Below are 20513 nucleotides of genomic sequence, written 5' to 3' on the forward strand. Positions count from 1 at the left end.
GGGCTGTGGTGGAAAACAATACGTCTCAGAAGTACGACGTTCTTGTCATCGGCGGTGGCCCGGGTGGGTACGTTGCGGCGATCCGGGCTGCCCAGTTGGGGTTGAGCGTTGCGCTGGTCGAACGTGATCGCCTCGGTGGTATCTGCCTCAACTGGGGCTGTATCCCCACCAAGGCAATGCTTCACGGCGCTGACGTCGCGCATACCTTGAGCGAACTCGACAAATACGGATTCAGTTCGGCGTCTGTTGAATTCGACATCTCGAAGTTGGTGTCGTTCAGCCGTGGGGTTTCGGAGCGGTTGTCCGGCGGTGTTGCCTATCTGATGAAGAAGAACGGCGTCGAGGTCATCTCCGGCACTGCGAAGTTGGTGGACAAGGGCGTCGTATCCGTGGAAGGTCGGACGTATCGAGCCGACCACGTCATCATTGCAACCGGAGCCCGGCCGCGCTCGATTCCCGGTGTCGTTCCGGACGGCGACCGGGTGTGGACTTACTTCGACGCACTCGTCCCGAAGGAACTGCCGAAGTCGCTGCTCGTGATCGGGTCCGGCGCGATCGGAGTCGAATTCGCCAGCCTGTACCGCGATCTCGGAACCGAGGTGACCATCGTGGAGATGGCACCGCACATCATGCCGGTCGAGGACGAGGAGATCTCCGGCTTCGTTCGCAAGCAGTTCGAGAAGCGGGGCATCACGATCCACACCGGTGCCTCGGTGTCGGCGGTAACCGTCGGCGCCGACGCCGTCGAGGTGAATGTGCAGACGAGCAACGGTGTCCACGCGTTGACCGTGGACCGGGTTTTGGTGGCGGCCGGAATTACCGGCAACGTCGAGGATCTCGGGTTGGAGGCCGCGGGCGTCGAGATCGAGCGCGGTGCGATCGTCACCGACGAGTGGTGCCGCACCAGTGCTTTCGGGATCTACGCCATCGGCGACGTCGCGGGCGCTCCGTGTCTGGCGCACAAGGCAAGTCACGAAGCCGTCCTGTGCGTCGAAAAGCTAGCCGGCGTGCCCGATGTTCACCCGCTCGATCGTGACTACGTTCCTGGTTGCACGTATGCCCGCCCTCAGGTAGCGAGTCTCGGTCTGACGGAGAAGCAATGCGCCGACTCTGGTCGCACGTTGCGCGTCGGGCACTTCGACCTGCAGGCGAACGGCAAGGCATTGGCGATCGGTGAGGCCGAAGGCTTCGTCAAGACGATCTTCGACGCCGATACCGGGGAACTGCTCGGCGCGCACATGGTCGGTCCGGACGTGACCGAGCAGATTCAGGGGTTCGGAATCGCCAGATCCCTCGAAGCCACCGGCGAGGATCTCGCCGAGGTCGTGTTTGCTCATCCGACGCTCTCGGAGGCAATGCACGAGTCGGTGCTCTCGGCGCTGGGGAGACCCCTCAACGCGTGAGCACAGTCCGCGTGCGTGAACGCCGTCCTACGTTCACGCACGCGGACAACTCTGCAACCGGGTGCAACGCTCGCTTTCGGTGACCCCGTCGCATAGGACTGGAGTGTGATCGGCGCAACGAATCGACTCGAACCGGCCTTGGGTAGTGGTGAAGACCCGGCGCAGTACGCACGTGTTCTCGAATCCGTGTACGAAGCAACGATGTCCGGGCGCAAGCCGCCTGCGCGTCCGCGCTCCGTCATCGCGAATTCGTGGTCGCGTCTGCGTGCGCTCGGACTCGATCCGGAGCGGTGCTCGATCACCAAGACGGGCCGCGAATCCGAGATCGAAGAGGGCCGACGCGCCGCCGGCATGACGGAGATCTTCGACGAGGCGGTGCACGGTCTGGCGCCACTCGTCGGCCCAGGCGACGCGAATCTGATCGTGGTGGCCGACCGCCACGGGCGGATCCTTTGGCGACACGGGCCCAGCCGAATGCTGGATCGGGCCGAACGACTCGGGATGATCGAGGGTGCGTCGTGGACCGAGGAAGCTGTCGGTACCAACGGGATCGGCACGTCCTTGGCATCAGGTTCGGCAGTGCAGGTGTTCTCGGCCGAGCACTACTCACGCTCGCAGCATCCGTGGACCTGCTCCGGAGCGACGGTTCGGGATCCGCGTAGTCGCCGGGCCATCGCCGTCGTGAACGTCGCCGGCGCAGCAGACACGGTCCACCCGTCGACTCTCGCGCTGGTGGACAGTGTGGCCAGGCTGGCGGAATCCGCACTGCGGGAGAAGCATCGAATCGGATTGGATCAGCTCCGGATGATCTCGGCGTCGACGCTGGCTCGCGCGAGTCAGCCGACAGTGGTCGTGGACCGTGGTGGCTGGGTCGCGGCCGTGGATTCGATGGCTCCGATCTACCGCATCGCGCTGCCGAAAGTGATGAGCAGCGGCGAGCATTGGCTCCCGTCGCTCGGATTATGTATGTGCGAGCCGCTTCCGGGTGGTTGGTTCATCCGTCCTCAGGTGAACCCGGCGTCCGGAACTGTTTGTGCCGAAGTTGAATTGGACCTGCGAGATCCGAATGCGATGGAACTGCGGTACTCCTCGGCCATGGGGAGTTGGAGTATCGACCTCAGCCCGCGCCATTCGCAGATCCTTCTCGCTCTGACGCAGACGTCCGAGGGCCTCACGGCCTCGCAGCTCGCCTCACAGCTGTTCGGCGATCCGCGCAAGACGGTGACCGTCCGGGCCGAGATGTCGAGGTTGCGTAAACGATTGGCCGGAATCCTCTTGGCGCAGCCTTATCGCTACGACCCGGCGGTGCGGGTAAAAACCCTCCCTGCTGTGCGCCTTTATTAACCGCGGGGGGTTAATAAAGGCGCACAGCAGAGCGGCGCGAACGACGCACCTGCGCGTACTCGTAGCCGTTCTGCCAGGTCACGGTGGCCACCAGCACCCAGATGATCCACGTAGCGCTCATATGCGTGCCGACGATGCCCATGATGATGGGGATTGCAGTGCAGGGGAGTGCCCAGCCGAGCAACCACCGTCGGTCCGTTCGCGCAAACAATCCGGCGACGGTGCTGATGCCGAAATAGACTGCGATGCTTCCGCACAACAACCACCGCAGATTCGCGGGCGTGTGCTCCGCGCCGTGTTCGGTTGCCGCTCCGAGCCCCGCGACCAGAACCGCGATAGCGCCGGTGGTGAAACAGTGCAGCGCCATGTCGATGCGAGCGGGAAACTTCTCGGGCTGCAGGTGCGGAACACCGGCGTGGCCGTAGAGAAGCGAGAGAGCCCACATGCCCGAGAGCAGGACAAACGATCCGACTGCGAGGCTGACCACCGTCGAGTCCCAGGTGAGCTTCGAGGCCGCAGAAATCACGAGGATCACACCCTCGCCCAGCACGATGATGACGTACAGGCCCAAGCGCTCGGCAAGGTGAGCCCGATCGGAGTGCAGGGCTTCGAGTTCGGGCATTCGGTCGTCCTTGAACCCGCGGACCTTGATGATGCGGTCGAGCTTTTCCTGAGCGTCTTCCATGATCGCGCTGCCGGAGACGACGAACATGATCAATAGGTCGATGGTGACACCGGCAGTCCAGAGCCAGAAGCGGGTGTCACCCTCGAACCAGAACGAGACGATCCACGGAATCACACCAAGTGACATCTGGGCGATCGGCCAGTCGACGACGATCTGACCGTTGTGCCACACGCGACTAGCCAGCAGACGTACGGCTACGTAGGCGACAGCGAAGGCCAGCGCATGGTTGTCGTGGATGCCGGCCACTGCCGCCATCATGACGGCCAGCCCGAACATGGCGATCAGCATGCTCGGAATTCGGACGCGGTCGCCGGCAATGTTGCCGTACATCGTGAACGTCGCCCACGCTGTCCAGAACGCGAGATAGAGCAACGCGTAGAGCCCGACATCCGACCACGACGGCGAACCGTGGAGCAGGTGAGCCAGCTGACCGATACCGGCAACCACGACGAGGTCGAAGAACAATTCGATCCATGACGCGTGTCGCTCGAGCACCGCCTTCTGCTTCGAGTCTGGTTCATTTCCGAGTTCCGACATACAGCTCAGTATCGGTTATCGGCATCAACAGTGCTGGTAGGCGGCGAAGTTGTCCGTTTTTTCGAAGTAGTGTTTATGCTGTCCGCGCTCACGCGCGCACCGTCAGGGAGGGGCATGCGAAGGCGCAAGTCGACGCCGTCGACCACATGACAAAGAAGTACGCACAAGAGTTGGCAGACAAGGGCTGACATCGTGAATGTCCCACAGGGCAACCGGGCGTTGTGTTTTCGAGAAGCCATGGCGCACGTGTGCTCACCGAGACTGCCGGACGCTCCCATCTGGATCGTGTGCACCGTGGACGGTGGTGATCACAAGATCGTGACAGGATCGGTGGACGAGGTCGAGCACCGCGAGTCGAATCCACTGACCTACCACCGGCGTGCATTCGGTACGCACGCATCGACGTCAGTGCTCTAGGAAGGAGAGCCATGTATGTATTGGTGGACGACGGCCGCGTCAGCATCCATGACGGCGAGAATCTGAAGGACTTCCACGTCGAGGTGACTACCGACATCTCCGATTCCGAACTGGACGAGCTGTTGCGCGTTCGAGATTACGGATACGTCAGCGGTGGTAGTGCCTTCGTCTCGGTGGCCCGTGTACGCGAGGGCACCTTGGACGTCGAAGGTGTTGCCGCGATGGTCGATTACGCGCAGAGCAAAGGCTGGGTCGACGAGGACGGAGAAGCGCTGCAGGCGCACGTCGTTCGTCGGCAGTAAAACCGGCAGTAAAGGGGAACGGCTCAGACCATGTCGTTCTTCTGCAGCCATCGCAGCGTCGGCCAACCGCAGAACACCGGGAGCCAGCAGGTCAGTACTCGGTAGAGCAGGACCGACGGGACCGCGATGCTTGCCGGCAGTCCGAATGCGGACAGACCGCCGATGAGGGCGGCCTCGACTGCTCCGACGCCACCCGGTGTCGGAGCTGCCGAGGCCAGCGTGCCGCCGATCATCGTCACGATGGTGACGGTGATGAACGTCGTTCCGCCGCCGAATGCTTCGACGCTCGCCCACAGCGCCAGAGCGGCACCCAGAGTGGTTGCGGCGCTGCCGCCGACGATGATGAGGAAACGCGTGGGGTTTCGCGCGAGCTGGCTCAGTTCACCCAACACTTCGGTGATCTGAGGACGCAGATCGTCGCGCAGCCACCCACGGAGCTTCGGGATGAACATGAATGCGCCGAGAACTCCGAGCGCGACTCCGCCCGCCAGATACAGAACAGTGGATCCCGGGATGAAGTGCGAGAGATTCGTATCGCGTCCGGCGACGACCGAGAAGAAGATCAGCAACCCGACGTGGGTGACCACCTGAACCGTCTGCTGAAGCGCCACAGCGGCCGTTGCGCGGACGGTACCGAGCCCGCCCTTCTGCAGGAACCGCACACTCAGGGCGAGCCCGCCGACGCCGGCGGGAGTTGTCGTCGCCGCAAAGGTGTTGGCCACCTGCATGATCAGGAGGTTGCGGTAGCTGACCATCGACGACGCGCACGCCCACAGGGCCGCTGCTGCACCGACGTACGTCAGTGCGGAGACGCCGAGGCCGAGCAGCGCCCACCACCAGTTGGCTGTCTTCAGTTCGGTGATGAATGCCGGTACCTGGCTGATGAACGGATAGGCGACATAGACCAGACCGATGAGCAGCACGAGCTGGATGAGTTGATTGCGACTGAACCGGGTGACCTGCGCGGGAGCGACCTTCTCGATCCCGTTCTTCGCACCGACCTCGTCTCGGATCTCGGTCATCAGTTTCGCGGAATCCGCGACGGTCCGCCGAATGCGGTTGGGCAACGCCGCAGTGGTCAATCGGCCCGACGCCGCGAGGATCGTGTCTGCGCCTTGCGCGCGAATCGCGGCGTCCACTGCTGCGTCGACGCCGAACAGTGATGCGGTGGCGAAAAGAAGCTGGGCGTTGTCGGACTGCATCTGCACTTCGGTCGCGCCGAATTCGGAGTACGCGTATCCACCGAAGAGGATGGTTCCGCCTTCGACGCGAATCTCGGAAGCGCGTAGGTCACCGTGCGCCATCTGGTGCACATGAGCGGTATGCAGTGTTTGCCACAGCGCGTCGATCAGTTTGGTGGATTCTTCCTCGCCCGCCTGATTCTCGACGGCGACGGACAGGGGGATACCGCGCGGACTCGGGCGCGCGTACATTTCCCATCCGCGATCGAGGACCGAGATGGCGACGGCTTTGGAGCTGGCCAGTCCGATGTCGGCGAACGCGATACCCATGAGCGCCCGGTGTTCGACGGCACGACGAAGCGATCCGTAGGGCGGAGGAGTTTCCCGGTTCCGGAACGAGATCCAGCGGAAGGTCTGTCGAATTGCTCCGCTGCTTCGCTGGTTCTGTCCGTACAACTCGACGATCAATTCGTCGAAGGGTTCGTCGTCCGGTGCTTTGTCGATGGCGGCGGACATGACGAGAGGCCCGATTCCGGACGGGCTTACGACGCGGAAAGTGGTGACCCGGTAACCACGCCGCGCGAGTACGCGCACTGCCGAATCCAGCGGCACTTCGAGGGCTGGTGTGCCGACGACGAGAACGATCACAGCGCCGATCAAATAGCCGACTGCGAGACCCAGCATCGAGCGGGCGGGGACGATCGAGCTGACGATCAGGTGAATGGGAGCAAAAAGCAGAAGCAGCGTCCACCAGGCTCGTCGCCACTTTTTCGGAAGCCACGGGCCCGAGACGGTGAGCACCGCCGCGAGCATCGCGATCCATCGTGGATCGTCGAGGAACTGAGACAGGAACGTGGCGTCGAGTCTGTCCGGGACGTCGAGGTGCCACTTGGGCGCGGCGAGGCCCGTTCCGGTGAAGGAGAGCGCGACACCGGCGCACAGGCCGGCGGCGGCGTATCCGGCCAGCAACTTCCATCGGCGACCGACGATCAGTCCGATCAGAATGGCGAACGGTAGCGCCAGAATTGCGATGCCGTAAAGCAGATACACAGTGTCTGACAGGCTCGGCGACAGAACGCCGACGATGTTGGACACCGACGTTTCGAGGGCGTCCCACTGACTTCGAGTGATCAGAGATCCCGCGATGACGCCGCCGAGCAGCACGGCAGCGATAGCGACCCGCATGATGTCGCTCGTACGGCGGTGCAGTGGTGGCAGGAGACTTCCCGTTACCGGGATCTCCCGTCCGTCTACTCGCATCTCGCCAGAACTCTCTTCTCTCGGGGTTACCGACCGTCTCAGTTACCTCGATCAAGGTACCGCGTGGGGGTTCGGCGACTGGGAAGCCGGACCTGTCGTTACCTCCTCGATGCCAAGCAACATTCGCTTCGGCCCCGCGGCGGTGGGCTTCGGCGCGTAAAATTCACTTTCCGGACGTTCGTTCATTTCGACGACAGGGAGTACGTATTCATGAGCCCCGACGCCAGCGGTGTGGACGGTCGGGTTCCTGACCTGCCGACCCCGTCGACCAGAATTTCCGTCACCGAGGACTACGCGGCCGAGATCGACGAGCTCTCGAGTCTCAAGCACAAGCTCGGCGTGCTGGAGCCTTCGGAGTTCGCGGATGCCTGGAAGCAGGGTTACCCCTACGAGAAGAAGATGTCGCGCCGCGAGTACGAGCGGAAGAAGCGGCGTCTGCAGATCGAGCTGCTCAAACTGCAGCTGTGGGTCAAGGAAACCGGTCAGAAGGTGCTCATCATCTTCGAAGGTCGTGATGCTGCCGGAAAGGGCGGCTCGATCAAGAGGTTCACCGAGCATCTCAATCCCCGTGGCGCCCGCGTCGTCGCGCTCGAGAAGCCCACGGACATCGAGCGAACGCAGTGGTATTTCCAACGCTATGTCGCTCACCTGCCGAGCGGCGGTGAGATCGTGATGATGGACCGGTCCTGGTACAACCGCGCCGGCGTCGAACGAGTGATGGGTTACTGCACGCCGACGCAGTATCTCGAGTTCATGAGAGAGACCCCGGACTTCGAGCGGATGCTCGTCAACTCCGGGATTCATCTGCACAAGCTGTGGTTCTCGGTCAGCCGCGAAGAGCAGTTGGCGCGGTTCGCGGCCCGTCGAACGGACCCGGTGCGTCAGTGGAAGCTCTCACCGACCGACCTGGCTTCGCTCGACAAATGGGACGACTACACGCAGGCCAAGGAAGCGATGTTCTTCTACACCGACACCGGGGATGCGCCCTGGACGGTGATCAAGAGCAACGACAAGAAGCGCGCGCGCCTCGAAGCGATGCGTCACGTGCTCGCCAGCTTCGACTATCCCAACAAGGATCACCGGGCAGTCGGTACTCCGGACCCCTTGATCGTCGGGCCGGCCTCGGCGGTATTCGAAGAGGGCGAGCACGTGAACGTGGAGTTGCCTGCGCTCTAGCTGAAGTTCTCACTCAGATCGAGCTGGCCTCTGCCCACAGATTGATGCCGCTGTCCTTGGCGTGCTGATCGATGGAGGCCAGTTCGGCTGCACTGAATTCGAGATTGTCGAGCGCGCCGACGTTGGCTTCGAGCTGCGCGACGCTGGACGCACCGATCAGTACCGAGGTGACCCGCGAATCGCGAAGTGCCCAGCTCAGTGCAAGCTGGGCCAGCGACTGGCCGCGGGCTGCGGCGATATCGTTGAGTGCGCGAATGTGGGTGAGAGCGTCGTCGGTCAGCCACGACGGGTCGAGTGACTTGCCTTGGGCGGCACGAGAATTGTCGGGTACACCGTTCAGATACCGGTCGGTGAGCATGCCTTGCGCGAGCGGTGAGAACGCGATGACGCCCACTCCGAGATCGTCGACAGCCGAAAGCAGATCCTGCTCGATCCACCGATTCAGCATCGAATAGCTCGGCTGGTGGATCAACAAGGGAACCCCGGCAGCGGCGAGCAGTGCGGCGATTTCACGGGTGCGCTCCGGTGAATACGAACTGATACCCGCGTACAGGGCCTTGCCCTGCTGGACGGCAGTGATCAGGGCGCCTGCGGTCTCGTCGATCGGAGTGTCGGCGTCGGGGCGATGGCTGTAGAAGATGTCGACATAGTCGACTCCGATTCGACCGAGCGACTGATCGAGAGACGACAGCAAGTACTTGCGGGAACCGCCGAATCCGTAGGGGCCGGGCCACATGTCCCAGCCGGCCTTGGACGAGATGACCAATTCCTCGCGGTACGAAGAGAAATCCTCACGCAGAATCCTGCCGAAGTTCGTCTCGGCGCTTCCGTACGGAGGTCCGTAGTTGTTGGCAAGATCGAAGTGGGTGATTCCGAGATCGAACGCCCGTCGCAGAACTGCGCGCTGGTTGTCGATCGGTACGTCGTCGCCGAAGTTGTGCCAGAGGCCGAGCGAGATCGCCGGGAGTTTGAGACCGCTCCGGCCGGTCCGGCGGTAGGGCATGGCTTCGTAGCGGTTCTGCGCGGCGACGTACTGATCGGACATGGTGCCTGCCTTCACATCGTTGTGGTTGCGGTTGAGCGTCTACCCATTATCGCCGATGCCGCTCAGGTGTGCTGGTCGCTGGGAGGTGTCTCAGTCAAAATGCTTGCGGGTTAAAGTAATTCGATCGATCTTCTGGACCGACGTTCAGGTTCGAGTCACAGTGTCAGGCGGCGGTGACGTCGACCACGTCTGGGTTCGCATCTAAGGGAACGGTAAGGAATCGCGGTTACCATGGTCACAGTCGATCGGCGATACCGATCGCCGATTCGCTTCGAACATGTTGCCCAGCAGCCGGATCCGGGGTCCGGCGAGGAGATCTATGTCGACGCAGTCCGTAGTGCACACACAATCACCGGCAGACGAGAGCGTCGTAGGGGATTCGTCTCCGCCGGGTGGTGGAAGCCGGCGCTATCTCGAGCAACTGATCAGATACGACGTGCCGGCGTCGCTGGTCGTCTTCCTGGTGGCGCTTCCCTTGTCCCTGGGAATTGCGATCGCGTCCGGGGCGCCGATCATGGCAGGTCTGATCGCCGCCATCGTCGGCGGAGTGGTGGCCGGAGCGGTGGGAGGTTCACCGCTGCAAGTAAGTGGTCCCGCGGCAGGCCTGACCGTGGTGGTCGCCGAACTGATCGGCAAGTTCGGGTGGAAAGTCACCTGCTTGATCACCGTCGGTGCCGGTCTTCTGCAGATCGTGTTCGGGCTCAGCAGAATTGCCCGTGCGGCACTCGCTATTGCACCGGTGGTGGTGCACGCGATGCTCGCCGGTATCGGCATCACCATTGCGCTACAACAGGTTCACGTGTTGTTGGGCGGAAGCTCCGCCAGTTCGGCGCTGGACAACCTACGGCAGTTGCCCGCGCAGATCGGTGCCTTGCACGTCGAGGACTTGATGATCGGGCTCGTCGTCGTCGCCACTCTTCTCGGCTGGCGTTATCTTCCCGCGGGCGTCCGAAAGGTTCCGGCCGCGTTGGTCGGCATCGTATTGGCAACTCTCGCTTCACTCGTGCTGCCGATCGACGTCGAGCGTATTGCTCTCGACGGGTCCCTGCTGGACTCGATCGGACTTCCTGCCCTGCCGGACGGCCAGTGGCTCGGCGTCGCAACCGGCATCCTGACCATCGCCCTGATTGCCAGCGTCGAGAGTCTGCTCTCGGCTGTGGCCGTGGACAAGATGCACTCGGGCCCGCGTTCGAATTTCGACCGCGAGATGCTCGGTCAAGGTACTGCGAACTTGGTGTCAGGGGCGATCGGCGGGCTGCCCGTCACGGGAGTGATCGTGCGCAGTGCCACCAACGTCGAAGCCGGTGCGAAGTCCCGTGCGTCGTCGATCATGCACGGCCTGTGGATCCTGCTGTTCTCGGCCGCGCTGGCCGGGTTGGTTCAGCAGATTCCGAAGTCTGCACTTGCCGGTCTGTTGATCGTCATCGGTATTCAACTGGTCAAGCTGGCGCACATTCGGTTGGCGCGGCGGACCGGTGACCTGTGGGTGTACGGCATCACGGTGGTCGGAGTCGTGTTCTTGAACCTGCTCGAGGGCGTACTCATCGGATTGGCACTGGCGATCGCCCTCCTGGTGTGGCGTGTCATTCGCGCATCGGTCACGGCAGAAGAGCTGGATGACAAGGATTCCGGGAAGTGGCGGGTGCTCGTCGAGGGGTCGTGCACCTTCCTCGTGCTGCCCAAGCTCACGTCGGTACTCGCCGGCATTCCGCCGCGGTCGGACGTGACGGTCGAACTGTCCGTCGACTTTCTCGACCACGCCGTCTTCGACGTCATCGAAGAGTGGGCGAGGCAGTACGAGTTGGCAGGTGGGTCGGTGACTATCGACGAAGTCGGATCGGTGAGCATGGAGAGCGCGACCACCGGACCGCCCAAGCGCGGCGCAGCAGTCACCGACCTGCGAGGCTTGCTCGCTCCGTGGGGGAGTTGGCAACCACAGGCTTCGGGAAGGAATCTGAGCAGCCCGCCTGCGCTGCGGCCCATTCTCGACGGGGTGTCCAACTACCATCGCCACCGCGCCGAAGCGATACGGCCACACATGGATCAGTTGCGTGACGGGCAGAATCCGGACTCCCTTTTCCTTACCTGCGCAGACTCGCGAGTGGTGCCGAACATCATCACGAGCAGTGGCCCAGGAGACCTCTTCACTGTGCGCAACGTCGGAAACCTGGTTCCTGCCGGCGGACGCGATACGTCGGTGGAAGCGGCACTGGCATTTGCGATCGACGAGTTGAGCGTCAGTTCGGTTATCGTGTGCGGACATTCAGGCTGCGGAGCGATGCAAGCACTTCTGACCGACAGTTCGCCGGAATCGGGAGCCATCGGGGAATGGCTGCGTCACGCCGAAACGAGTTTGCAGGCCTACACGAGTGGCCACCCGGTCGCCCGCGCTGCCGCCGAGGCGGGTTTCTCGGAGGTCGATCAGCTCGGAATGGTCAACGTTGCAGTGCAATTGCAGACCCTCGAACGACATCCACTCGTCGGTCAGGCCCGCGTCGACGGTCGCCTGCGTATCGCCGGGTTGTTCTTCGATATCGGATCGGCTCGGGTAATCGAAGTGAGTTCGTCCGGGATCGGTGAGCTGATCGAGACCTGAAAGGGCTAAACGGATCCGGGTTGATCCCTGAGCTCGACCAGCAGGCGAGCCCCGCCGAGCGGACTGTCGTGGAATGTCGTGCGTCCGCCGTGCAGGGCCGCCTGTTGCGCCACCAGTGCCAGGCCCAAGCCGGAGCCCGTCTTGCCTGCCGTCGACCCGCGGGTGAACCTTTCGAAGACGCTCGAGCGTTCCTCGGCCGGTATTCCGCAACCGTTGTCGTCGATCGTGATCGTGACTGTGTCCGGTGAATCGACCGGGCGCGCGAGGGTGATGCGCGCGGTGCTCGCGCGGCCGTGGCGGACGGCATTGGTGATCGCGTTGTCGAGGATCAACCGGATTCCGCCGGGAAGAGCCCGGATGCAATAGGGGAGTGGGGAATCCACGGTGACGACGCTGACGTCGAGGCCGCGATGATGTCGGCGTGCGTCGTCGGCGGCGATGTCGCAGACCTCGGTCAGATCCGTGTCCTTGAAATCCTCGGCAGTCGAGAGTTCACCCTTCGCCAGTCGCTCGAGGTCTCGCAGCGTTGATTCGACGCGGCCCTGCGCGCGGGCCAGATCTGTGAGGATCTCGCGTCTTTGTTCGTGATCGAGGTCGTGAATGGACAACACCTCGATGTCGGTTCGCATCGCCGTCAACGGAGTTCGGAGTTCGTGCGCCGAGGCGGAAGCGAAGTCTCGCGCGGCGGCAAGGGCCGAGTTGGTCGCGGCCTGTGCCCGGGCGACATCGCTGAGCATCGATTCTGCTGCTGCGGCAAGCTCGTCCGCTTCACGGATGCCGGAAATTTCGGTGGCGAGATCGGGATCGCGTCGGGCGATCCGGCGGGTCAGTTCCACGAGTGGGCGCACCGCCGGGCCGCCGAACAACCACCCGAGAGCTGCAGCGGCCCCGACGGCACCGACGCCGAAGAAAGCGACCTGGCGTTGTTGGTCGACGGTGATGTCCCGCGCTTCGGCGTAGGGAACTGCCAGTGAGACAAGGGCGTTGATGCCGTCGGCCTCGGCGGTGTATGCCCGGTACTTGGTGCCGTCCACATCGACGGTGGCCGAGCCGACCGGGAGTTCGGGCAGACGGGTCGGGGTGCTGGATTTGACGGTTCCGTCGGTGTCGGAGCGGATGGTGACGGAAAACGCGCCGCCGTCTCCGAATGCTCCCAGGAACGGTCCGGCAGTGGCGGCGTTGGCCACGATCACTGTCGACGCCGTCTCGAGTCGACGGTCCAGCTGGGACAGGTTGTTTCGAGCGATGGCCAACGCAACGACTACACCGAGAGCGATGACGATGAACGTCGCCCCCAGTGCCGCGGCTGCGGCAACGCGGGTTCGTAGTGAGAAGCGGCGACGCTTCACGGGTTCTCCCGAAGCACGAACCCGACGCCGCGAACGGTATGGAGCAGGCGAGGTGAACCGCCGGATTCGAACTTGCGACGCAGGTAGCCGATGAACACGTCCACGACGTTCGTGTCGGCGACGAAGTCGTAGCCCCACACCAGTTCGAGGAGGCGTTCGCGAGTGAGCACGATGCCGGAATTGTGAGCGAGTACTTCGAGTAGTTCGAATTCGCGTTTGGTGAGCGGTACTTCCTTGCCGTCGACACGAACTCTGCGGCCGGAGAGGTCGATGTCGAGGTTACCGACGCGCAGGGTGTTCGTTCCCTCGGTGTGATCGCCGGCAGGGGTGTTGCTACGCCGGAGCATCGCGCGGATCCTGGCTACCAGTTCGGCGAGGACAAACGGTTTGACCATGTAGTCGTCTGCACCGGATTCGAGCCCGGCGATGCGATCGTCGACCGAGTTGCGTGCGCTGAGTACGCAGATCGGGATTTCGTTGCCGGCGGCTCGAAGCGCCGTCACCACTCCGGTGCCGTCGAGCACCGGCATGTTGATGTCGAGGACTACCGCGTCCGGTCGCTTGTCGGAGATGACTCGGAGCGCGTCGGCGCCGTCCACCGCCGTCAGTACGGTGAATCCCGAGAGCCGCAATCCGCGTTCGAGTGAGGTGAGGACGTCTGCGTCGTCGTCGACTACGAGGATTTTCGGTATCTCGGTCACAGCCCCATTGTGCCTTGCCTGGTACGTCGTGTTTCGCCGATCAGACCGGCAAGTCGGTACCGTCCGGACGCAGACCGGCCATGAACACCGCGACCAATCGAGGGACCAGGTTCGGCATGGCCTCGTCGGACAACTCGATTTGCGGGCGTGTCAGTTTGGCCAGAGCCATGACGAATTCGAGCGGTTGCAGATCGGCGCGAACCAGTCCGGCGCTCTGAGCGGCGCCGATTGACGCGGTCATCTTCGCTTTCGTCACCTCACGCACGGCCAGAACTTCGGGGGCCAACTCGGTGAAACTGCGTTCCACCAGTGCGGGAATGAGTGCACCCAGTCGCAGTTCCACGAGTCGGTCCACCAACGTGTGCCACGCGCTTGTCGGATCGGTGGGCATCGCCGCAAGCGCGAGGTCGGCGGCCTCTCGGACATCGGTCAGCGTTGCGACGGCGACGGCGGTCACCAGGTCCTCGCGCGTCGGAAAGTTCCGATACAGCGTGGCTATGCCCACTTTCGCGAGTTCCGCGACGGCGTCGAGGGGCGCATCGTGCCCGCGCTCGGTGAACACCGCACGTGCGGCGTCGACTATTGCGTTCCTGCGTTCACGTGCATCGGCTCGCACATTCACCTCCGGTATTGACAGTCCATCATAACTGGAGGAATATCTTCCACAAATAGTGGAGGAAAAACCTCCACTTAGGGAAGGTAGTGATGAACGTCGAAGTCGAAGCGTGGGATCGTAAGAAGCTGGTGGCCGTGGTGTTGGGCCTCTCTGCCGTGATCGGGCTGATGCTGCTCGCCTTCGTGTTGCCGTCGGTGAACAGTGGCCCGCACGAGCTGAAGTTGGGTATCGCTGGTCCGGCTCAGGCAACCACCCAGATCAGTGCCTCGCTCGAGGCGAGCAAGCCGGGTGCCTTTGCCACCCAGGACTTCGCCGACGCCGACGCGCTTCGTGACGCGATTCGGAATCGAGACGTGGTCGGCGGAATCGTTGTCGATGCGACCGGCCCTCACGTGCTGATCGCGACCGCGGGCGGTACCCCGATCGCGCAAACCCTGACCGGAGTGGCCAGTGGACTCTCGGATGCTTCGGGAACGGAGGTTCCCGTCGAAGACGTGGTGCCGTTGACGGCGGACGACCCGACCGGTGCGGGGCTCACAGCCCTGGCCTTGCCGCTGGTGTTCGGTGGAATCATGCCCGCTGTTGTTCTCGTGCAGCTGTTTCCGCGCAGCATTGCCAAGCGAGTGCTGGGCGCCGTCGGCGTCGCGGTTGTCGCAGGTTTTGCCCTGACTGGCATTCTGCAGTTCGGCACGAACAGCCTTGACGGAAACTACCTGCTCACCGCACTCGCACTCACCATGGGCATTTCGGCTATCTCGCTTCCCATTCTGGGACTCGAATCCCTGCTCGGGATGAAGGGATTCGCATTGGGGGCCGTCACGATGATGTTCGTCGGCAATCCGCTCTCGGGGATGGCGACAACTGCGGCCTGGTTGCCCGCGGGGTGGGGTGCATTGGGACAACTGCTCCCGCCTGGTGCCGCAGGGGCATCCGTCCGATCGATGGCTTTCTTCGACGGCCACGGTGCCGCCGCACCACTTCTGGTGCTGGTGTGCTGGATCGCCGTCGGGATCGCGCTGTGCGTGGCTGCCGGTCGGAAGAAGGCGTCGACGCCGGTGGTCGAACCAGAGGTAGCCCTGGTCTAGCCGGTGCGGGTTGCGTACGGGGTGAGGTCGGGAAGCGGCCAGACCCCGTCAACGCGTTCCACGGCCAGTTCGGCGACCACCGTGTCCTCGTCCATCGGTAGGGGTCGGAGGATTCGGGGCTTTCCGGCCTCCCATTCGACGTCGATGCCTGCGGAGGTCAGCGCGTCCTCGTCGATGACGGCGACGATCAGTGGCAAGGTCAGGTCGCCGAACACCAGATCGAGCACCGAAGCGAGTGCGTCCGGGTTGGTTGCGCGAATGAATCCCGCCTCGTCGTAACTGATTCCGCGCGTCGAGACCTCGTACTCACCGAAGCGCTTGCACGCTTCCCAGTCGTCGGCGATGGCGACGTGGACGAGTCGTTGTCCGGTCATGCAGTGCTCCTGTAGTGTTCGAAATAATGAAACGTCAACGTAGCATTAATTCACTGGCACGGTAACAGGAGACTTGATGGAGCAACCGCGCAGACGTGGGAGAACCAGTGACGCCGAGCGTGCCGATCGACGCAACGAGATTCTCGACGTCGCGGTCGACTCGTTTCGGGAAGTCGGGTTCGCTCGAACAACGATCGACGCGATTGCCACGGCGGCCGGCGTCGCAAAGCGCACCGTGTACAGCTACTTCGGCGACAAGTCCGCGGTCTTTGCAGCTGCGGTAGCGCGTCAGCACGCGTACGTCGACAATGCCGGCGAGGGCCAGTCCGACCTGCTGGCCGCCGCAGTGGACATCGTCATCGCCCTGCACAGTGAAAACTCGATTGCGCTGCACCGCATGATGATCGGCGAGGCACTGCAGTTCCCTGAGCTGGCTGCCGCGTTCTACGAATCCGGACCGGCCAAGTCGATTGCCTTCCTGGAGAAAATCTTGCTCGATCAGCACGGACAGAAGGCTGCGCTGAGTGCGGATCAGTTGTACACATTGCTGCTCGGTGAGGAACACCGGCGGCGCCTGCTCGGGCTGGTCCCAGAGCCGACACCCGAAAGAGCTGCGCAACTTGCTGCGCGTGCGACGGGGTGCGTTCTGGGATCTGATCGGTAGGCTCGACGGGGTGAACAACTCTGTGGTCTGGTTTCGACGCGATCTGCGGGTAGGTGACCTTCCCACCCTGAGCGCGGCGTCGGATGGCGGCGGGCAGGCATTGGGATTATTTGTTCTCGACGAGAAACTGCTCGGACCGGCAGGCTCCCCCCGCCAGGATCAACTGTTCGCCAACTTGGCGGCCCTCGACAACCAGCTCGACGGAAAATTGATGGTTGTTCGAGGTGATCCGGTGGATGTGGTGCCCCGCGTGGCGGAATCCGTTGGCGCCGAAGAAGTTCACATCAGTGCAGACTACGGACCATACGGCCGACGGCGTGACGCTGCAGTGGCGGAGAAGGTGGAGTTGATCGCCACCGGTTCTCCGTACGCTGTCGCCCCCGGACGCGTCACCAAGGCCGACGGCGATCCGTACAAGGTGTTCACGCCGTACTTCCGTCAGTGGATGGAACACGGTTGGCGAGGTCCCGCGTCGACCGACGCACAGACCCTCAGTTGGTTCGATCCGAGTGAGAAGGACGGTGGCCCGCGCCGGGTGAACATTCCCGTGCCGTCTCGCGAGGTCAGCCAATTCGTGGGTGAGGCCGGTGCGCTCGAGCAGTGGAAAGAATACTGCGAGAACGATCTTGACCGCTACGACGACGAACGAAATCGGCCGGACCTCGACACCACGAGCCGGATGTCGATCCCGCTCAAGTACGGCACGATCCATCCGCGAACCATGTTGGCAGACCTTTCCAAGCGGCTCGGCGACGGCGCTCAGGCTTACCGTCGCCAGCTGGCTTGGCGAGACTTCTACGCAGACATCCTGTTTCAACGACCGGACAGCGCACGGAAGAACTACGACAACAAGTTCGACCGCTTACGTCACGACGGCGGAGTCGACGCGGACGCTGCCTTCACTGCCTGGTGTGAGGGCAAGACCGGCTTCCCGATCGTCGATGCGGGCATGCGGCAACTCGCCGCCGAGAACTGGATGCACAATCGGGTGCGAATGATCGTCGCGTCATTCCTGGTGAAGGACCTGCACATTCCGTGGTGGCGCGGCGCACGGTACTTCATGTCGCAACTGGTGGACGGTGACTTGGCGTCCAATCAGCACGGGTGGCAGTGGACTGCGGGGTCGGGCACGGATGCCTCGCCGTTCTTTCGGGTCTTCAACCCGATCACTCAGGGGGAGAAGTTCGATCCCGACGGCACATACGTCCGTCGGTGGGTCCCCGAACTTCGCGATGTTCCAGGCAAAGCGGTCCACTCACTGAAAGCGATGCGGCCGGTCGACTATCCGGACCCGATCGTCGACCATGCGCACGAGCGTGAGGAAGCCCTCCGCCGGTACGGCGAGATCAAAGGCTGAGTGCTCAGTGATCGGCGGGCGCTACGCGGAGGCGGTTTCCGTCCAGATCTGAAATGACGAATGTCAGGCCGAAGACATCTTCGTTGGGTTCTTCGACGACCTCGACACCCTTGGCCACCCACTCGTCGTAGATCGCCCGAATTTCGTTGCTCCCGCCGTCGACCAATATGCCGACTTCGAAATTTCGTGGTGTCGCGGGATCGAGGTCGCGTGACTTGCCGCTCCACAGTGCAAGGACCACACCGCCGCCCAGGTCGAAGGTCATGTACCGAGGGCTGAGTACCTCCGCCTTCGCGTCGAACAATTCGCCGTAGAACGCTGCTGCGGAGGCTGCATCGCTGACATAGATCAGAAACTGATTGGGTAGTCGCACTGTGGTTTTCCCTCTCCCGTTGACATTCGGACCACCTGCAACGAGGCGTGTGCCTTCTCGTGCGGGGCCGCGTTCAACAATCCCCTCACGCCGGACGAATGTCCAAGAATGAGTGCGTCTGAGAGGCAGACGGATTTCTTATGACGATGCCGCACCGAGGTGGTAGCCGACGCTCAGGTTCGGGTAGTAGCCGTCGATGTAGCTCGAGATGAAGTAGTGATCAGGGTCGGTTGTGCGAGTTCCGTCGGTGTCGAACTGCGGATAGTCGTTGGCCATGAAGACTGCTTGTCCGCCGCCGGGGGTGGAGTAGACGACGTCGACCGTCAGGCCTCGCGGGTCCTGGTTGTATGCGGTGACGATCTCGGTCTCGTGGGGCGCGAGCGACTGACGTGGGCTCTGCATCCACTGTCCGTAGGGATTGTCGGCGCCTACGAGATGAATTGTCTGTTCGGTGTCGTTGCTGATCGTCATCGTGATGGTATTGCCGGTTGCCGGAAGAGTTCCGGCGCTGGCGATTCCGCTCAACCCCAAAGTGAGGGCACCAGCGGCCAGGGCCGTGATTGCGGCAACTACGTAGCGCGGGTTCGTCATCGTCGGTGTCCTTTGTCCGGGTGAGCGTTCGGTTGGCTCTGTCGAAGACAACTATGTCGGAGCGGATCGATGCCGTATGTCCACTACCCGGACCGTACGAAGGAGGAACTGTGTGTCCACCGATCGGGGGACATCTACTCCGACACTGGGACAGCTTTGACCTTTCGCTCGCCGGTGACCAGCAGTCCGATCAGCGCGGCGGCCGCGAGAACCATGACGAGTGCTCCGTAGCCGCGCGTCGTATCCACCAACCCCACCTTGCCGACCAGGTAGCCGGCCAGCAATGCCGGAAGGCTGTTGGCCAGATAGGCGATGACGTAGACGGTGGACAACAATCCCGCGCGTTCGTGGTTCTCGGCCAGCGGCATGACTGTGAGGATGGTTCCCTGGAATCCTGCTCCGAAGCCGATACCTGCCACAGCCGTACCAACCAGAATCAGTACTGCAGAGGACGTTTCAGCGCCGATGAGCGTGATGGCCACCCCGAGCACCAGGGCGGTGGTTCCGATCAGCATCACGGTTCGCCCGCCGAGTTTGCGGAAGGTGAGTACCGCTGCAGCTCCGAATCCCGTCAGTGTTGCGACCATGATGGCACCGATGAGTGAGCTGTGAACGTCAAGTGCGTTGCGCGCCAACGCCGGTCCGAGTGAGAGGTAGAAACCGCCCAACGCCCAGACTGCGATCAGGCACGGTGCGGTGAGCGCAATCATCGTTCGGGCTTCCCGAGGAACGGCAAGGGTGGGGCGTAGCGACTGCCAGGCTCCGGGTCGTCCGCCCGAAGTCTCGGGAGCGGCCCAAACCCCGAGGATTTCGAGAACGACCAGTACGAGAAGGACCAGGTAGACAGTGCTGGTGGGCCGGGGGAGGTGCTCGCTGATGAGACTCGAACCCACGGCGCCGACGGCAAGTCCCACTGTCGGAGCGACGCTGTTGATGATCGATCCGCGGCCGGGAGTGCGTTCGAGGTCGATCAAGGCCGAGCCCAGAGCGCTGATTGCAGCGCCGGTGGCAACACCTTGTACGACGCGGGCGATCAGCAGAATGGTCAGACCGTCTGCCGAGGCGAACAGTGCGAGCGAGATCGCCTCGAGGACGAGTGCCCCGAGCAGGACCGGGCGCCTGCCGATGTGATCGGACAGGGAACCGGCGGTCAAGAGTGTGGCGAGCAGTGCGAGAGCGTAAATGCCGAACACGAGCGTCGACGCGAGCGAGGAGAATCCCCACAACTGTTGATAGTGCTCGTACAACGGTGTCGGGGTCGCGGAGGCGCCCAGGAACGTAGCGATGATGACGGCGATGAGTGTGAAAGCGGCGCCTCGCCCCAAGCGTGGGCGTGAAGTGCTCTCGGTCGGTGGTGAAACGGTCGTTGTCATTGTCGTAGCGCTTCCCGTGCGGGTGGTGAAGACTTCAAACGCAAATACTTTGCGTTTGGGACGCTACGCTTGGCCGTAGCCTAA

Annotated in this window: 19 protein-coding genes; 9 read left to right on the forward strand and 10 right to left on the reverse strand. The window is 62.9% G+C overall.

The features are described from left to right. Positions 1-5 precede the first annotated feature (5 nt). Together lpdA and ACFQ6Y_RS10290 are read left to right on the forward strand one after the other, a co-directional pair. Positions 6-1403, forward strand: a complete 1398-nt coding sequence (gene lpdA, locus ACFQ6Y_RS10285) for a dihydrolipoyl dehydrogenase (protein ID WP_378631671.1) — start codon at positions 6-8, stop codon at positions 1401-1403. 105 nt (positions 1404-1508) lie between these two features. Further along, positions 1509-2747 carry a GAF domain-containing protein gene (locus ACFQ6Y_RS10290; RefSeq protein WP_378631674.1) on the forward strand — a complete coding sequence of 413 codons (1239 nt, stop codon included), beginning with the start codon at positions 1509-1511 and terminating at the stop codon, positions 2745-2747. A 10-nt stretch (positions 2748-2757) separates the two neighbouring features. Here ACFQ6Y_RS10290 and ACFQ6Y_RS10295 read toward each other — a convergent pair whose 3' ends face one another. Then, positions 2758-3969, reverse strand: coding sequence for a low temperature requirement protein A (locus tag ACFQ6Y_RS10295; RefSeq protein WP_378631676.1), 1212 nt, complete (start codon positions 3967-3969; stop codon positions 2758-2760). A 192-nt stretch (positions 3970-4161) separates the two neighbouring features. Between ACFQ6Y_RS10295 and ACFQ6Y_RS10300 the strand changes: the two genes are divergently transcribed. Together ACFQ6Y_RS10300 and ACFQ6Y_RS10305 are read left to right on the forward strand one after the other, a co-directional pair. Further along, positions 4162-4386, forward strand: coding sequence for a flavin reductase (locus tag ACFQ6Y_RS10300; protein ID WP_378631679.1), 225 nt, complete (start codon positions 4162-4164; stop codon positions 4384-4386). Between the two features lie 11 nt (positions 4387-4397). Beyond that, complete coding sequence (locus tag ACFQ6Y_RS10305; RefSeq protein WP_378631682.1) at positions 4398-4688, forward strand: hypothetical protein; 291 nt, start codon at positions 4398-4400, stop codon at positions 4686-4688. Between the two features lie 23 nt (positions 4689-4711). Here the strand turns inward: ACFQ6Y_RS10305 and ACFQ6Y_RS10310 are convergent, their stop codons facing one another. Beyond that, entirely contained in the window at positions 4712-7129 is a 2418-nt protein-coding gene (locus tag ACFQ6Y_RS10310; protein WP_378631684.1) for a YbhN family protein, read from the reverse strand. A gap of 210 nt (positions 7130-7339) precedes the next feature. Between ACFQ6Y_RS10310 and ppk2 the strand changes: the two genes are divergently transcribed. Further along, positions 7340-8305 carry a polyphosphate kinase 2 gene (gene ppk2 / locus ACFQ6Y_RS10315; protein WP_230814497.1) on the forward strand — a complete coding sequence of 322 codons (966 nt, stop codon included), beginning with the start codon at positions 7340-7342 and terminating at the stop codon, positions 8303-8305. 13 nt (positions 8306-8318) lie between these two features. On the opposite strand, the gene mgrA is transcribed toward ppk2, so the two are convergent. Further along, positions 8319-9350 carry an L-glyceraldehyde 3-phosphate reductase gene (gene mgrA, locus ACFQ6Y_RS10320; protein WP_378631688.1) on the reverse strand — a complete coding sequence of 344 codons (1032 nt, stop codon included), beginning with the start codon at positions 9348-9350 and terminating at the stop codon, positions 8319-8321. Between the two features lie 319 nt (positions 9351-9669). Here mgrA and ACFQ6Y_RS10325 point away from each other — a divergent pair, with 319 nt between their 5' ends. Then, positions 9670-11946: a SulP family inorganic anion transporter gene (locus ACFQ6Y_RS10325; RefSeq protein ID WP_378631690.1), complete on the forward strand. Its 2277-nt coding sequence runs from the start codon at positions 9670-9672 to the stop codon at positions 11944-11946. Between the two features lie 5 nt (positions 11947-11951). On the opposite strand, the gene ACFQ6Y_RS10330 is transcribed toward ACFQ6Y_RS10325, so the two are convergent. From ACFQ6Y_RS10330 to ACFQ6Y_RS10340, 3 genes are read right to left on the reverse strand one after another with little or no spacing between them, the layout of a single operon-like run. Next, entirely contained in the window at positions 11952-13295 is a 1344-nt protein-coding gene (locus ACFQ6Y_RS10330; RefSeq protein ID WP_378631692.1) for a sensor histidine kinase, read from the reverse strand. After that, positions 13292-13996 (reverse strand): response regulator transcription factor, encoded by a 705-nt coding sequence (locus ACFQ6Y_RS10335; RefSeq protein WP_378446273.1) that lies wholly within the window; start codon positions 13994-13996, stop codon positions 13292-13294. The genes ACFQ6Y_RS10330 and ACFQ6Y_RS10335 overlap by 4 nt, the downstream gene beginning before the upstream one ends. A gap of 40 nt (positions 13997-14036) precedes the next feature. Next, positions 14037-14612, reverse strand: a complete 576-nt coding sequence (locus tag ACFQ6Y_RS10340) for a TetR/AcrR family transcriptional regulator (RefSeq protein WP_378631695.1) — start codon at positions 14610-14612, stop codon at positions 14037-14039. A gap of 89 nt (positions 14613-14701) precedes the next feature. On the opposite strand from ACFQ6Y_RS10340, the gene ACFQ6Y_RS10345 reads away from it, so the two are divergent. Next, the gene (locus ACFQ6Y_RS10345) at positions 14702-15697 is read left to right on the forward strand and encodes an ABC transporter permease (RefSeq protein ID WP_378631698.1); all 996 of its coding nucleotides are present in this window, start codon (positions 14702-14704) and stop codon (positions 15695-15697) included. On the opposite strand, the gene ACFQ6Y_RS10350 is transcribed toward ACFQ6Y_RS10345, so the two are convergent. Beyond that, entirely contained in the window at positions 15694-16071 is a 378-nt protein-coding gene (locus ACFQ6Y_RS10350) for a DUF952 domain-containing protein (protein ID WP_378631701.1), read from the reverse strand. The genes ACFQ6Y_RS10345 and ACFQ6Y_RS10350 overlap by 4 nt on opposite strands. 76 nt (positions 16072-16147) lie before the next feature. Between ACFQ6Y_RS10350 and ACFQ6Y_RS10355 the strand changes: the two genes are divergently transcribed. Beyond that, positions 16148-16735, forward strand: a complete 588-nt coding sequence (locus tag ACFQ6Y_RS10355) for a TetR/AcrR family transcriptional regulator (RefSeq protein WP_378532355.1) — start codon at positions 16148-16150, stop codon at positions 16733-16735. 10 nt (positions 16736-16745) lie between these two features. After that, on the forward strand, positions 16746-18092 hold the full coding sequence (locus tag ACFQ6Y_RS10360; RefSeq protein WP_378532357.1) for a cryptochrome/photolyase family protein: 1347 nt from the start codon (positions 16746-16748) through the stop codon (positions 18090-18092). A 4-nt stretch (positions 18093-18096) separates the two neighbouring features. Here the strand turns inward: ACFQ6Y_RS10360 and ACFQ6Y_RS10365 are convergent, their stop codons facing one another. The 3 genes from ACFQ6Y_RS10365 to ACFQ6Y_RS10375 form a co-directional block, all read right to left on the reverse strand. Beyond that, positions 18097-18465: a VOC family protein gene (locus tag ACFQ6Y_RS10365; protein WP_378631705.1), complete on the reverse strand. Its 369-nt coding sequence runs from the start codon at positions 18463-18465 to the stop codon at positions 18097-18099. A gap of 138 nt (positions 18466-18603) precedes the next feature. Beyond that, complete coding sequence (locus ACFQ6Y_RS10370; RefSeq protein WP_378446279.1) at positions 18604-19056, reverse strand: hypothetical protein; 453 nt, start codon at positions 19054-19056, stop codon at positions 18604-18606. A gap of 134 nt (positions 19057-19190) precedes the next feature. Then, complete coding sequence (locus tag ACFQ6Y_RS10375) at positions 19191-20429, reverse strand: MFS transporter (protein ID WP_378532359.1); 1239 nt, start codon at positions 20427-20429, stop codon at positions 19191-19193. Positions 20430-20513: the final 84 nt, after the last annotated feature.

Source organism: Rhodococcus sp. NPDC056516 (assembly GCF_042794655.1).
In the GTDB taxonomy this organism is placed as follows: domain Bacteria; phylum Actinomycetota; class Actinomycetes; order Mycobacteriales; family Mycobacteriaceae; genus Rhodococcus_F.

What these genes read in the sequence shown, in the direction of transcription:
- ACFQ6Y_RS10375 (WP_378532359.1), bottom strand. Translation starts at nt 20,429, where the DNA reads ATGACAACGACCGTTTCACCACCGACCGAGAGCACTTCACGCCCACGC.
- ACFQ6Y_RS10305 (WP_378631682.1), top strand. Translation starts at nt 4,398, where the DNA reads ATGTATGTATTGGTGGACGACGGCCGCGTCAGCATCCATGACGGCGAG.
- ACFQ6Y_RS10370 (WP_378446279.1), bottom strand. Translation starts at nt 19,056, where the DNA reads ATGACGAACCCGCGCTACGTAGTTGCCGCAATCACGGCCCTGGCCGCT.
- ACFQ6Y_RS10345 (WP_378631698.1), top strand. Translation starts at nt 14,702, where the DNA reads ATGAACGTCGAAGTCGAAGCGTGGGATCGTAAGAAGCTGGTGGCCGTG.
- ACFQ6Y_RS10350 (WP_378631701.1), bottom strand. Translation starts at nt 16,071, where the DNA reads ATGACCGGACAACGACTCGTCCACGTCGCCATCGCCGACGACTGGGAA.
- ppk2 (WP_230814497.1), top strand. Translation starts at nt 7,340, where the DNA reads ATGAGCCCCGACGCCAGCGGTGTGGACGGTCGGGTTCCTGACCTGCCG.
- ACFQ6Y_RS10355 (WP_378532355.1), top strand. Translation starts at nt 16,148, where the DNA reads ATGGAGCAACCGCGCAGACGTGGGAGAACCAGTGACGCCGAGCGTGCC.
- ACFQ6Y_RS10325 (WP_378631690.1), top strand. Translation starts at nt 9,670, where the DNA reads ATGTCGACGCAGTCCGTAGTGCACACACAATCACCGGCAGACGAGAGC.
- ACFQ6Y_RS10295 (WP_378631676.1), bottom strand. Translation starts at nt 3,969, where the DNA reads ATGTCGGAACTCGGAAATGAACCAGACTCGAAGCAGAAGGCGGTGCTC.
- ACFQ6Y_RS10310 (WP_378631684.1), bottom strand. Translation starts at nt 7,129, where the DNA reads ATGCGAGTAGACGGACGGGAGATCCCGGTAACGGGAAGTCTCCTGCCA.
- mgrA (WP_378631688.1), bottom strand. Translation starts at nt 9,350, where the DNA reads ATGTCCGATCAGTACGTCGCCGCGCAGAACCGCTACGAAGCCATGCCC.